This window comes from Flavobacterium psychraerolatum (assembly GCF_025960985.1).
Lineage (GTDB): Bacteria > Bacteroidota > Bacteroidia > Flavobacteriales > Flavobacteriaceae > Flavobacterium.
Genome location: NZ_JAOQMX010000027.1, coordinates 14,715 through 28,274, shown reverse-complemented (window position 1 = coordinate 28,274; position 13,560 = coordinate 14,715). Strand labels below are relative to the sequence as shown.

The 13,560-nt window shown below is 34.1% G+C and carries 11 protein-coding genes; 5 read left to right on the top strand and 6 right to left on the bottom strand.

Annotated elements, in window-relative coordinates:
* Window positions 1–138 precede the first annotated feature (138 nt).
* The 3 genes from M2326_RS11040 to M2326_RS11030 all read right to left on the bottom strand — a co-directional run bounded on the left by M2326_RS11040 (window position 139) and on the right by M2326_RS11030 (window position 3,044).
* On the bottom strand, window positions 139–1,410 hold the full coding sequence (locus M2326_RS11040) for an NAD(P)/FAD-dependent oxidoreductase (RefSeq protein ID WP_264619618.1): 1,272 nt from the start codon (window positions 1,408–1,410) through the stop codon (window positions 139–141).
* Between the two features lie 15 nt (window positions 1,411–1,425).
* Window positions 1,426–1,734, bottom strand: coding sequence for a 2Fe-2S iron-sulfur cluster-binding protein (locus tag M2326_RS11035; RefSeq protein ID WP_264619617.1), 309 nt, complete (start codon window positions 1,732–1,734; stop codon window positions 1,426–1,428).
* Between the two features lie 143 nt (window positions 1,735–1,877).
* Window positions 1,878–3,044, bottom strand: a complete 1,167-nt coding sequence (locus tag M2326_RS11030) for a cytochrome P450 (RefSeq protein WP_264619616.1) — start codon at window positions 3,042–3,044, stop codon at window positions 1,878–1,880.
* A gap of 315 nt (window positions 3,045–3,359) precedes the next feature.
* Here M2326_RS11030 and M2326_RS11025 point away from each other — a divergent pair, with 315 nt between their 5' ends.
* Window positions 3,360–4,196: an AraC family transcriptional regulator gene (locus M2326_RS11025; RefSeq protein ID WP_264619615.1), complete on the top strand. Its 837-nt coding sequence runs from the start codon at window positions 3,360–3,362 to the stop codon at window positions 4,194–4,196.
* Window positions 4,197–4,275: 79 nt separating this feature from the next.
* Here M2326_RS11025 and M2326_RS11020 read toward each other — a convergent pair whose 3' ends face one another.
* On the bottom strand, window positions 4,276–5,160 hold the full coding sequence (locus M2326_RS11020) for a family 16 glycosylhydrolase (protein ID WP_264619614.1): 885 nt from the start codon (window positions 5,158–5,160) through the stop codon (window positions 4,276–4,278).
* Window positions 5,161–5,714: 554 nt separating this feature from the next.
* On the opposite strand from M2326_RS11020, the gene M2326_RS11015 reads away from it, so the two are divergent.
* The 4 genes from M2326_RS11015 (at window position 5,715) to M2326_RS11000 (ending at window position 11,828) form a co-directional block, all read left to right on the top strand.
* Window positions 5,715–8,324 carry a WD40/YVTN/BNR-like repeat-containing protein gene (locus M2326_RS11015; protein ID WP_264619613.1) on the top strand — a complete coding sequence of 870 codons (2,610 nt, stop codon included), beginning with the start codon at window positions 5,715–5,717 and terminating at the stop codon, window positions 8,322–8,324.
* A 455-nt stretch (window positions 8,325–8,779) separates the two neighbouring features.
* A complete protein-coding gene (locus M2326_RS11010; protein WP_264619612.1) occupies window positions 8,780–9,721 on the top strand; it encodes a hypothetical protein in 942 nt (313 codons plus the stop codon).
* An 8-nt stretch (window positions 9,722–9,729) separates the two neighbouring features.
* Window positions 9,730–10,176, top strand: coding sequence for a hypothetical protein (locus M2326_RS11005; RefSeq protein WP_264619611.1), 447 nt, complete (start codon window positions 9,730–9,732; stop codon window positions 10,174–10,176).
* A gap of 1,010 nt (window positions 10,177–11,186) precedes the next feature.
* Window positions 11,187–11,828 carry a hypothetical protein gene (locus tag M2326_RS11000; RefSeq protein WP_264619610.1) on the top strand — a complete coding sequence of 214 codons (642 nt, stop codon included), beginning with the start codon at window positions 11,187–11,189 and terminating at the stop codon, window positions 11,826–11,828.
* A gap of 545 nt (window positions 11,829–12,373) precedes the next feature.
* Here M2326_RS11000 and M2326_RS10995 read toward each other — a convergent pair.
* Together M2326_RS10995 and M2326_RS10990 are read right to left on the bottom strand one after the other, a co-directional pair.
* The gene (locus tag M2326_RS10995) at window positions 12,374–12,712 is read right to left on the bottom strand and encodes a type II toxin-antitoxin system PemK/MazF family toxin (protein ID WP_264619609.1); all 339 of its coding nucleotides are present in this window, start codon (window positions 12,710–12,712) and stop codon (window positions 12,374–12,376) included.
* The gene (locus M2326_RS10990; protein ID WP_264619608.1) at window positions 12,702–13,268 is read right to left on the bottom strand and encodes a Panacea domain-containing protein; all 567 of its coding nucleotides are present in this window, start codon (window positions 13,266–13,268) and stop codon (window positions 12,702–12,704) included. Before M2326_RS10990 ends, M2326_RS10995 begins: the two co-directional genes overlap by 11 nt.
* Window positions 13,269–13,560 lie beyond the last annotated feature (292 nt).

Here is a 13,560-nt window from a genome sequence, read left to right as displayed (position 1 = left end):
ACTTATTACCTTACAAAAAATTATCTCTTTTAGTTCATTAAATAAATTCTGTTAGAAATTATGAGACGAATTAATATTAGATATCAAATTTTTTTTAATTCGTTTTTTAGTTTCCTCTTCTAACAAATTGTAAAATGATTAGAATAAATTATCTGTCTGTGGATTCAAAATAGCATCCATTTTTAAAGCTTCTACAGCGACTAATTTTTCTTTATCTATCGTATGACCGTCTTTGATGAGTTTTGTTCCTATTACGTAGGCTTTGGCATTGTTAACCGCATCTACCGACAGCAAAACATCATCTTGAAAATACCAAACCGAAAAACTGTTGGGATTGGCTGGTTCGTGACGCAAGATTATTTGGTTGTAGCCTAGTGACAGACCAACCATTTGCAATTTGACATCGTATTGATCCGACCAAAACCACGGAATACTATCGTAAACTGGGGATTTTCCGCAGATGGAAGCCGCAGCCACTTTGGACTGGTCCACGGCATTTTGAACCGACTCTAAGCGAATGTTACGCTTATAATGTGGGTTGTAATGAAAAGTACAGTCGCCAATAGCATAAATGTTTTCGTCGCTGGTTTGTGCTTTTTCGTTGACTAGGATTCCATTTTCTATGGTTAATTGTGCTTGTTCTGCCAGTTCTTTGTTCACAAAAATTCCAACACCTACAATTAACATATCGGCAGGATATCGAGAACCATCGGCGCAAATCACTTCGTTGTAGCTGTCATGCGTTTCTATTGCCGAAACGTTTTTGCCTGTAAGTACTTCTACTCCATTGCGAGCATGTAGCTCATGGAAAAAAGCGGACATTTCGGGGGCTGTTACTCTAGCCAAGATGCGGTCTTCTCTTTCGAGAACCACCACTTCTGCACCTAATTTTTTGAGCGAAGCGGCAGTTTCTAATCCAATGTAACCACCTCCAATCACCACAACACGTTTTAATGTACTGCTTTTCATAAAACAACGTATATCACTGATGTTCTGAGCGGTACGTAAAGGATAAACATGAACAGCAGTATCCAATCCTGGAATCGGTGGAATGATTGGACGAGCACCTGTAGCGATGACTAATTTGTCATAGGAAACGGTAGCTCCATCGGACAAAGTAATCGTTTTTTCTTTGGGCTGAATCGAATTTACTTTGATCCCCAAACGCAAGTCGATGGCGTCTTTTTCATAACTTTCCAGCGACTTTAATAGATTTTTATCTATCGCATCATCACTAGTCAAATACGCTTTGGACAAAGGCGGTTTATGATACGGAACTACAGGATCTGAATCAATCAAGATGATATTGCCTTCCCAACCTTCACGACGTAAAGCGGTTGCGCAATTCACACCTCCATGGCTTGCTCCAATAATTACACAGGTTCCTTTTGTAGCGGTTTCTCCAGACATAAACTTATTTTTTATTTATTTAGCAACACGTAAAACGACTCCGTCAAGTGCTTCACTGATTTCCAATTGACAACACAAACGACTGAATTCATTGGCATTATCGTCTAGCTCTAGCATGTCTGTTTCAATTTCGCTTGCCTCACCCGTTTTTGCAACATACTCTGGCAAAACGTGTACGTGACAGGTTGCACAAGAACATACGCCTCCGCAGTCTCCGTCAATGCCTTTTATGCCATTATCTACAGCCAAAGCCATTACAGATCCTGAAGTTCCTTCTAGTGTTATTGTTTCGTTATCGGTGGTGATAAAAGTTATTTTTGCCATAATTATGTTTTTTATAAGGTCTTTTTTCAGACCGATTTATTTGAATTAGCACGCAGATTTCACAGGTGTAAGCAGACAAAAATGGATATATATAACTCCTGTTTTCTACTAAAATAAGTTCCCGAATTTACTTTGACAGTGCGTTAAATTATTATTTTTTTATTAAATTTCATTTGAAGTGAATGAAACCCAACTTTGCGTTTGAATTCGCCCAACTCTTCAATATTTTCTTCTGCACTGATGATTTCCATGCTTTGTACTTTGGCTGTCAGCACTTCAACTAATACTTTCATAATTGTACGTGAATGCGTGGCTCCTAGGCAGTTATGTGTGCCAAAACCAAAACTCAAGTGCGGATTCATTTTACGGTCTAAAACTACTTCGTTTGCATTTTCGAATACTTTTTCGTCACGGTTAGCTGCTGCCCATACGAGCGAAATTCGAGAATCGGCTTTGATGGCGTGCTCACAAACGGTAGTGTCTTCTGTAACTACGCGTCCCATTTGGGTTAAAGGTGCGTAGTAGCGAATTAACTCTTCTATGGCTCTGTTTCTGATTTCAGGCTCATCACGCAATCTTTCTAATGATTTTGGATTATCAGCCAAATAAGCAAGCGAATTTGAAACGGCATTAATAACCGTATCACGCCCACCTGCAAACGTCAAAATCATGACTCCTTTTACTTCTTCCTTGGTTAGTTTTTTACCATCTACTTCAGAAGCTAATAAAACCGAATATAAATCTGGTCCTGGAGTGGCAATTGCTTTGTCGATTTCGGCATCGATATAATCGTATAAAATAGCGGCTTTGTCTCCGTCTAAAGCTTCTCCTTCACTACGGAAAACGTGTGTTCCCCAAGAAATCCATAAATCAGATTTGTCGTAAGCTGTATTCAATAACAAAGTCAACGCTCTTGATTGTAATTTCAGAGCAAATTCGCTAATCACATCTACAGAATCCAAAGCTAAAACTTCCTCAACCAGTGCGCTAATTTGTGCTGTAAGTTTCGCTTGATATTCCTCCTCTAATGGTCTTTTGAACCAAGGATCTAGAATATCTCTAAAACTTTTGTGTTGTGGTGGATCTACTTCAAACGGAATTTGGCGTGTCGTCCTGATATTTACTTCTGACGGAATCACAATTCGTCCCGGAGTCGCTCCTGATTGAAATGTTTTCCAGTCGTGGGCTCCTTTACGTACATCTTTATGACGCAAAAGCATGGTTACGGGATCGTTTTGATCGTCCATTTCACCAAAACCTTTGTTGGTTCTTGCTTCTGAAAACGGACAGGATATTTCGCTTTTTTTCATTTCAAAAAGGGTTAGTTGTGTGTTCTATATTTGTTAAAATTCTTAACTACGTTTTAAAATCTTAGATTGAATAGAAAAAATCAAGGTTCCTATATCTTCAAACCTAGTTTCAGTTGTCCTATTGTACTATGCAAATATTGCCAATATCTCTGAAAATAAACTATTGCTTAACGTCACATTTGTAAACTATTCTGTCCGTATTATTAAAAATAACAAAATTAATAGACAATATAGAATACTATGTACTATTTTTACAACCATTAAGAGGAATCAATTCGATTTTTACTATTTCTATAAAACCAACAAAACTAGCCTATGAAACCAATTCTAGAACCCATACACTTAGGGGAACAAAAGACAATTACGGCTTTTACGTATCAAGAGGATAATTTTGAGGTGCCATGGCATTTTCATCCACAGCACGAATTGACTTTTATAGAATCTAGTTTTGGAACTAAGTTTATTGGCGATTATGTAGGTCCTTATGAACCGGGAGAATTGGTTTTGGTTCGTTCCAATTTACCACATTGCTGGAAAAATCAGGAACAGGATGGGGTACTTTCTCAGTCGATAGTCATTCAATGGAACAAAGGCGTTTTTGCAAAAGTACCCGAATTAGATACATTATTCGAAATGCTCACTACTGCCTCCAAAGGTATTATTTTCGAAAAAAAATCTATTGAACAACTCATTCCTGAATTGAAAAATTTACTAACACTAAGCAGCGATGATTTGTATATTAACTTCTTAGGTTTCTTGCTGCGCTTATCCAAATGTCCCTACACTACTTTATCTGACGCGAGTTTTGTAGATGATATTCCGCATGAACATAATAACCGAATAACTAGAGTTCATGATTTTATCGAAAAGAGTTTTGAACGTAAAATTTATTTGAAAGAAGTAGCCGACTTGGTCAACATGTCTGAACAGTCGTTTTCTCGTTTTTTCAACAAAATGATGGGGCGGTCTTTTTTTACTTTTTTGAACGAATACCGCATCAATATGGCTAGTAGAATGCTATTGTATTCAGACAAATCGGTTTCGCAAATTAGCTATGACTGTGGGTACGAATCGCCACCTTTTTTCTTCAAAAAATTCAATGAAGTCTATGAAATGTCACCAACAAAATACCGTAAAAAGTTTTTGAAGTAAATCTTTTATAGTACAATAATCACTTTTTACAATGCACAAAAAAGCCCTAAATTTTAAAATGATTTAGGGCTTTCTATTATTAATTCACCAATTTCCAAGAGCGTACCCAGTTATACGTAGTCGTTCTGTCCTTCAAAGAGCCATTCAATCCTCCATCTTCAGGAACTGGATTCCAGTCATAGGTCTCCACTACCAATCGTAAATACATGGCAATATCAAAATTTGCAGGTGGTTTTACAGTCGAAGTATGTTTACCATCTAAAAAGAATTGTACCTCGTCAGCACTTTTCCACCAAACACCATACACATGAAAATCATCATATACCTTTCCATTGACTGCTGCCTTTGCTCCATTACTGGCTTTCTTATAATCGCAACCATCAGGAATATTTCTACTGTGTGTGTTCGAATTCATTTGTTGGTCAAAATTTTTCATCCATTCCTTTGGACTAGTAATTTGGCCAACAGTTTCTAAAATATCTAATTCGGTAGTTCTCTTATCGCAACCTTCGACATTTTTCCCTTCATTAATCAACCAAAAAGTTGTTGACATAAAGGTTTTATTTGCTTTTACTTCACACTCATAATACCCATACGTATTTCCTACTCTCGACCCCACATAACCGCCACTGTGCGTAAATTCTTTTCCTTGTTTCACCACTTTTTCGGGCAACATTTTAGAAATTATTTTTAGACTCCCATCTGATATACTTACATTTTCAGCCAAAAATAATCCTGGAGCACGACCAATCCAGCCTTGACCTGATATTTGCCATTTCGACTCATCCATTTTTTTACCATCAAACTCATCGGACATTTCTTTGACTAATGACCAATTTTGAGTTGCAGGTTTTGGATCATTTCCTTTTTCAAAAAAAGGCCCTTTTTGAGCAGAAAGTCCCGTTATAAAAAGTGAAGTTACTAGCGTTAAAGCTATTTTGAAATTGTTGTGATTTGAATTCATACTTTTATTTTAGTACAGGTTAAATTTTATTATAAAACTAAATTATACACTATTTCACAATTAAAAAACACAAAAACCATTTGTCACCTAATAATACTCCAAAATGCTAGTCTTTCTTACAAAAGAAGAAAAAATAGCTTATTCAACTGAATTTTAGAATTCTCAATTAAAATAGATATTCTAAAATTTCTCAATCTAAATTAATGTTTCTTTTCAATACTAACACCATTCTTTTTACGACAATATCATTTTCTTTAGCAATATTCTCAACCACATCAACACTAGATTTTTAATCCTAAAATTCTATTTCACCATTTTCATCAAGTATAAATGTTATTTGAGTATTCTTTTGCTATGCATTTTTCAATTGTAATTTAATTTAGTTTAATGATTAGTAATTCGTCTTCAAAATTTGGTAGTAACGATTCGCGGTGATTACTATTTTAAATAATTCATTAAAAAGCGATTCTTATTTCATAAAAAAAACCATATGAAGTACTACAACTGTTGCAGAAGAACTAATTTTGAGTATCAATTTCTATCCAAGCTTAACTATGAAACCATTATTAATTAGCTTAACTGTAACTTTTGCATTACTCCCTTTTTGGGCACAAAGCCAAGAGAATTATCCTTCGATAAAAGCAAAAAATCCTATCAATTTTAGTGATTTAAAAAAGAAAAATATCGTCTCAGATACCGATATCATTTGGCAACAATTTGGTCCTGGAATGAGCGGAAATAATAAATCGGCGATGTGGCATCCTACCGATTCCAACGTGCTCTATATTTCGCCGAATATGGGCAATACTTATAGAACAACCAACAAAGGTTTTACCTATGAAACCATTTTGGACGAAGATGGTCCTGGAATAAAATCGGGAGAAAGAGGTCCTCAAGAACTAGGAAGTATCGATTTTTCACGTCAGAATCCTAACTTTGGTTTTTGTACCGATTTAAAAAATAATGGTATTTTCTTTACCAATGACAAAGGAAAGTCATGGCAAAAACAACAAACAACGGTTGACACCTTCGCAAAAGCGTTTTTGGCTTGTGTTGCGGTGGATCCAAAAAACGAAAATATTTGGTATCTGGGTGCCGGACAATTACGAAACACAGGGCGCATATTATTTAGCCAAGAAAATCCTCGAGGCAACTTAATTGACAAAAACAGTCTAGCTAAAATCTGGAAAAGTACCAACAAAGGAAAAAGTTGGGATTTAATCACCAGTGGACTTCAGCCAAATACAGAAGTAGAAACAGTGGCTGTAGACCCAAAAAACTCCAATATCCTCTATGCAACGACCAGCAGCGGCTTTTATAAAAGTAGCGATGCCGGCAAAAACTGGGAACTTAAATCAAAAGGAATTGATAATGCCGTTTTGCGAAGCGTCAGCTCACAATACGACCCTAAAACAGACAAACTCACGATGTATGTGCTAAGCAACCGTGTTTGGAAAGCCGATGGAAGTACGGTCACCGACCAATCTGGCGGAATTTTTAAGAGTACAGATCGTGGCGAAAGCTGGACCAACGTTGATGGTAACCTAGCACTGGACTTAAAGCAATTCAAAAACAATAAATCGGTACTGCAAACCTATTACAATGCGGTGGCGTATTTCTTTGGTATTTCGATAGAAAAAGCTAAAAAATTATATCCAGAAATGCCCTCAAAAATCACGCATAATTTCTGCCAAATTCAGGTTGATCCAAATGATGCCAACAATGTTTATTTGGTAAACATGTTTTCGAATATGGCTCGAAATAATTTTATGCCCGGCTGTATGTGGAGATCCAAAGATGGAGGGAAAAATTGGTACGTTACTTTTCGAAATGGAAAAAATTGGAATTCTGGTCCTGATATTAAATATTGGAAAGATAGAGGAAATCCATTGGGTAGCAATGTCAAATTGAAATACCTACACCAATGGGAAAACCGAGATGACTATGATCGTAAATCGACCAATTTCGGAATATTCAATGCCGATGGAACGGTATTGCATACACAAATGGCAAAAATTTCTTTGATGTCCTACGACAAAGGAGATACTTGGGTAGATATTGACGATGTGCAAACTTCTCCTGGGACCGAGAGTTATATTGGTGCGGGAAATAGCAACTTACCCGGACATGGCTTTTACCAAAGCTATTTAACGCCAAACAAAGTCTATTGTTCTGCGGGCGAAAACAGTTTGTGGATTACGAATAATGAAACGAGTCCAGAACGTCCAGGTGCGCAAGCAGCGACTTGCATACGATTACTAGACGATGAAATTTCGGTGAGTTGTTATGCTATTCACCCTAAAGACCCCAAAATTCACTTTGCTTTGTTTTTTAGACAAAAAGGCCGTGGCGAGTTGTACCGCTCTACTGATAGTGGCGAAACTTGGGTAAAATACGGAACTCCTATTCCTGCTTGGGAAGTAAAAGCGCATTCTGGCGACCAATCGGTACATCAATTGAGTTTGATAATTGACCCAAACAATCCAGACACTATGTACTTTTGTGTACCTAAAGCAGCCAAAAACATGGAATATGTGGGCGATAGCGAAACAGGTTTTGGAATCCATAAATCGATTGACGGCGGAAAAACATGGACAGAACCAAACGCTGGTTTGCCTGCTTCACTAGACACGACAACGATTAAATTTGACCCAAGCAACCCGAATACCTTATTTACTTGCATTCAAAATGACAAAGGCGGACTTTATTTTTCGACCAATAACGGAGCCAACTGGTCTGTTGTTCCATCCACTATCGAAATTGCGGGCAAATTTGGAATTAACGATATTCATTTTGCCAAAGACGGAAAAGTGTACATCACATCTGGATATAAAAATGCAAATGAAAACGATGGCGGTCTATGGGTAAGTAGTGACCAAATGAAATCTTGGAGAAAAATATTCGATTATCCTTGGGTTAATCGTGTCGAAGTTGCCCCTTATAATCCAAATATTATATTGATTAATACCCTTGCTAATGTAAAGGTGGAATTGATTAACCCAGGAGCTTTTCTATCCAAAGATGGAGGAAAAACGTGGAGCAAAATCAATAAAGGGAACGGACAATCTGACCGAATCAATGATATTGCCATTGACTATTTCACCCCAAATAAATACTATCTTTCTACTTATGGAAGCGGTTTTTATGTAGCAAAGGAGAAATAATCATAACCCAAAAACTGATATCCGATATTCGAATCATCGAATTCAAAAATATAGAACTCCAAAAAGGAAACAACAAAATAGAAGTCAAAGCCGGAAAATTATCCGACCAAATCAATTGGATTTTACCTTAATTAGTAGGAGCAGAAATAGTTGTTTTCATAATGACGTCTGCTCCCGCTATTCGTTGCAATCTCTTGTATTTGCTATCGCCATACAAGAGGATTTTCACTGCTATCGGGGCTGATTAGAGCGTTTTTGTTTTCATAATTTCGATTTGCAAAATTGACGTACAAATACAAAATCATTTTAATATTTTATAAGTTATTTTTTATATATTTGATTTAAGAATAAAGCGAAACAAAGCTTCGCAAAGGCACCCGATTATGGGAGTTTATGAGAAGGTTTGTTTCGCTTATATAGAAGTTAGCAACAATAGTACAAAAATCGTAGTAATAATGAGCGAAAATAATTCAAATCATAAAATTAAGGTTCCAATATTTTCTTCAGAAATGATTGAGAATGAAAAAGGTATGTTTGAAGAAGCAAATTATTTATCAATGATTAAATTTATTAAAGATAAAATTGATAAGTTCAATCAACACAAACCGATAATAAAGAAATCTAAATTCAATAAAGTCAAAGAGACTCAGATTGCTAACATCGAATATTTTGATTTTGATTTTGAAAGTGTCCCAACATTACTCCTCAAAATAACAGCATTTAATACAAACTTGATCGATGGTTTTGTAGAAATTGACACTAAAATTAATTTTAAGAAAAACCATAAACTTGGTAGTGAAACCAACTTTGTATTAATCTATCCAAGTATTTATGGTGATGACTCAAGTTCGTTTAAATATCAATGGAAATTTTTTATTTACGATGATCCAACAAAAGAAACATATGAGATTATTTCTATTGCAAAATTAGTTTGTAACAAAATATTATATATAAAAATTAGAAATTTAAAATTAGAAAATATAATAAAAGAAATTCGAGAAGAAAAAATATTAGAGAATATGGAAGTTCAACTTTCGTCATTTTATGAAAACAGCGAAGAAAATGATATTATTTTGAGAAAATATGTTATTACTTCAAAGATAAGTAAAAGCAGAAAAACAAAATATGAAAATATCCCTTCTGAAAAATTTGAAGATTTATTAGCAGAAAAAGATGATTTTAATCGTAGAATAATTAAACTTATCAAAAATAACCGAGAATTACGAATCACAGAAGAACGAAAAAATGATTTAAATAAATTTTCCCAAACGATTGAAGAAATTTTTAATACTCAAATAACATTTGACAACTCAAATATAATTAGAATGTTTGAAAACGATTTTATTGTTAAAAATTTAAATTCAGTGCTGACTGAATTTATAAAAGAAAGTAAATAAATTAAATCATGGAAACTTTCTTTACCAGTATTTTATCTGACATCTCTAACTTTGCACTAGTTATTTTTGGTTTTTGTGCTACTTTATATACCGTAATATATTCATTTATCTTAAATAAAAAAGATTTACTGAAAGAACTAAACGAAACTTTAAAACTTGGAGAAAAAGTTATATCACATACTCAAAAAGAACAAAACTATATTCTGTACATTAGAAAAATGAGATTATTCAACAAATACATTATTGCTTGTTTATGGTTTTCACTTTTTTTATATTTAAGTAGTTTAATTGCAAGATACTTAAAATTATATTTTCTTAAAATCGAAATACTTGGAATTACAATTGAAGGTTATTTTGTTTTTATACTATTAATTTTAACCATAAGTCTATTTTTATCAATAATACTACTAATAAACAAAAGTATAAAAACATATAATAAAACAACTAAAGTATAATTACTGTTGCTAACAGCTAAGCTTTCGTTGGGCTTGAAAAGCCTACAATGAAACCTCGGTTGAACACCCTGTCCCACTTTTTCGGGAGAACCAACTCTTCGAAGTGTACTCGCAATAACAAAACCGTCTTAGAACCGCTGTGCAAATGTCTCCTGACTTTGCATGTACAACAGTAGCGAGTCTTCAAATGGTAACAAGAAATTGTCCAAACCGTTCCTTGAGATTCTATCAGAAGGACAAGATTGTAGAAATACTTTGCGTGATTGCTTCGTTCCTCGCAAGGACAAGATTGTAGAAATGCTTTGCGAAACTCTGCGTTTCCTTTGTGAAACTCTGTGAAATAACGCTGAGCTAACAAAAAAAGAAACTCGTTGCATTGGGGTTAATTAGATCGTTATTATTTTCCCCCTGCTGGCGCAAGCGTCCCGCTTGTGCCCACAAAGAAAACACAATACAAATATTCATTGCGAAAATTTAAAAAACCATTCCTTGAGATTCTTTCAGAAGGACAAGATTACGTAAATACTTTGCGAGATTGCTTTTCCCCGCTCTGCGAAGTATTCTAGTAATAACAAAACGCTCTTAGAACCGCTATGCAAATGTCTCCTGACTTTGCACACACAACAGTAGCAAGTCATCAACTGGAAATAAGAAATTGCCCAAATCGTTCCTTGAAATTCTTTCAGAAGGACAAGATTGCGGAAATACTTTGCGAACCTCTGTGTTTCCTTTGTGAACCTCTGTGAGATAGCGCTGAGGCGCACAGAAAAGAACATTTACTGCAATCGAGAAAAATTATTGCATTTTTATTTTCATAATTTCGATGTACAAAATTGACTTACAAATACTAAATCATTTTAAGTTTTTATAAGTTAAATTCTATATATTTGATATATAAATAAAGCGAAACAAAGATTCGAAAAGCCAACCGATTTTGGATATATATATGAATGTTTGTTTGGCTTACATAGAAGCTGTGCGTCACTTTACAAAAAAACAAAAAATACTCAATGAAAAAAATAATTGATGGGAAAATAGATGCAAAAAAATACCATGATGCAAAATGTAAAATTCTATGGATTTTAAAAGAAGCAAACGTTTCGGCAAAAGACAAAGAAACGGACATAGATGTATGTGATGGATTTCGTAATGATTGGCATAAAAAAAATGCTCTATCTGTACCAACATTTCGAAAAATGATTTATGCAACATTTGGTATTCTAAATCCAAACGTTGAATGGGAAAATATACCATATGCAAATCAAGAAGCATACGAAGTGGTAAAACAAATTGCATACATAAACATAAACAAGTATCCTGCCGATTCCTCCTCAAATGATTGGGAAATTAAAAAAGCATATAATGAAGGAAAAGACGAACTTTTGAAACAGATTAAAGAATTAAATCCTAACATAATAATATTTGGAAACACACTTAAATATTTTGAAGTTAAAGATTTAGCAGAAATAAATTGGGATATTTTAGAAACAGAAAAAAAATATGCAGACAGCAACACTCATAATACAGCTTTCTACATAATTTCATCAGACAAATTAATCATTAATGCATACCATCCTTCATATCCAAAAATCTCTGATAAAACATATTGGAAGGAAATTAGAAATGCATTTAACTTTTGGAAATCAAACTAATAAAACATTATTTTAGCCAGCTCTTCTAACTTACTCTCAACAACAAAACGCCCTTAGAACCGCTGTGCAAATGTCTCCTGACTTTGCACACACAACAGTAGCAAGTCATCAACTGGAAATAAGAAATAGTCCAAACCATTCCTTGAGATTCTTTCAGAAGGACAAGATTGTGGAAATACTTTGCGTGATTGCTTCGTTCCTCGCAATGATAAGATTGTAGAAATACTTTGCGAAACTCTGCGTTTCCTTTGAGAAACTCTGTGAAATAACGCTTTGGCGCACAAAAAAGCACACTTACTGTGATCAGGGCAAATTATAGCGTTTTTGTTTTCATAATTGCGTTTCAAAAAAGTACCTTACAAACACAACCTATTTTTAATAGTTTGAAAAATAAAAAAAGAATATATTTGAAAACACATAATGTCTGACGTTTGTCAGACATCTACAACCAAATTTGGGTAGATAAGTCTGATTATATCAGCCTTATCTACCCAAGTTAGCTATAATGTAAAAAAAAGCTACCGTTTATAGATAGCTAAATATTATTATATATTAAATACATTCCGTAACGCATCTTTAATTTTTTCAAATGTGTCATCGTCTATAATACCAATTTGAGTATCAAATCTGCTGGTTGAAAGTGATTTTACCTGAAAACAATCTGCCGTGGATACTTTACTTAAGTTATTTAGTGAATCTGAAACTATTTTAACCATCCAATCAGCAGTATTATATCTTTCGTTCCAATCTGTAATTGGAACAATAACTCTCAATGGCAAAACACCAATCGAGTCATCACTAACAATTATGGCGGGTCTTTTTTTACTAATTTCAGCACCAATAGTAGGATTAAAATTAACCCACCAAATTTCTTTAGTATTCATAAATATCTTCAGTATCCGAAATTGTAGAATTTATTAATTCATTATCATACAAATAATCAATTAATAAAAATTTTGCCGCTTTTTTTCTTTCTTCTATTTTATCCTTAATAACGAATTCTTCTATTAAAGCAGAAGTTAAAAAGAAATTTTTTAATTTATCTTTTGTGATTACTTGATCTTTTCCAAAAGTTTCCAACCAAGGAGACTCTTCGTGTGTTAATTCCATTAATTTAATTGGTGAGAATTGTCTAAAATATCCATAAACCTTATTTATAAAGTTTTTCTGAATAGAATTTAAGTAGTTAAAAGAATTACTGAACTCAGGAACTATAATCGAATTATTTCCGTAAACTTTGTAAGTATGGTATTCATCACAAACAACTGGACCATATTTCCAAGCTTCAATATCATCTTCATATAAAGATTCATCAAAAATAGCTAAATAATAACCTTGCAAATAATATAGTATTTTTTGCAACTTCATATTTGTCAAATTTTCTTCAGGATTATTCTGAGTAAGGCTAATAACGTAATTTGAAATTTCATTTGCTTTCATAATAGTTTGATTTTTAAGATAATTTAGCCATAATCCTTTTGCAAAGATATAACTTTTTTATATAAAACAATACACTGCCACTAACTGTAAGGTTTCGTTGGGCTTGAAAAGCCTACAATGAAACCGCCTTGAACGGAACCCAATCACTCGAACTTATACCTAAAATTAGCGCAGTCCAGACGCTTCGGGATACCTGTGCCCACAAAGAGAGTAAATAAAAAAGTCCTAAACAAAATACCAAAACCATTCCTTGAAATTCTTCCAGAAGGACAAGATTGTAGAAATACTTTGC

Coding starts and splice junctions, on each gene's coding strand:
- M2326_RS11040 (WP_264619618.1), bottom strand. CDS start 1,410: ATGTCTGGAGAAACCGCTACAAAAGGAACCTGTGTAATTATTGGAGCA.
- M2326_RS11035 (WP_264619617.1), bottom strand. CDS start 1,734: ATGGCAAAAATAACTTTTATCACCACCGATAACGAAACAATAACACTA.
- M2326_RS11030 (WP_264619616.1), bottom strand. CDS start 3,044: ATGAAAAAAAGCGAAATATCCTGTCCGTTTTCAGAAGCAAGAACCAAC.
- M2326_RS11025 (WP_264619615.1), top strand. CDS start 3,360: ATGAAACCAATTCTAGAACCCATACACTTAGGGGAACAAAAGACAATT.
- M2326_RS11020 (WP_264619614.1), bottom strand. CDS start 5,160: ATGAATTCAAATCACAACAATTTCAAAATAGCTTTAACGCTAGTAACT.
- M2326_RS11015 (WP_264619613.1), top strand. CDS start 5,715: ATGAAACCATTATTAATTAGCTTAACTGTAACTTTTGCATTACTCCCT.
- M2326_RS11010 (WP_264619612.1), top strand. CDS start 8,780: ATGAGCGAAAATAATTCAAATCATAAAATTAAGGTTCCAATATTTTCT.
- M2326_RS11005 (WP_264619611.1), top strand. CDS start 9,730: ATGGAAACTTTCTTTACCAGTATTTTATCTGACATCTCTAACTTTGCA.
- M2326_RS11000 (WP_264619610.1), top strand. CDS start 11,187: ATGAAAAAAATAATTGATGGGAAAATAGATGCAAAAAAATACCATGAT.
- M2326_RS10995 (WP_264619609.1), bottom strand. CDS start 12,712: ATGAATACTAAAGAAATTTGGTGGGTTAATTTTAATCCTACTATTGGT.
- M2326_RS10990 (WP_264619608.1), bottom strand. CDS start 13,268: ATGAAAGCAAATGAAATTTCAAATTACGTTATTAGCCTTACTCAGAAT.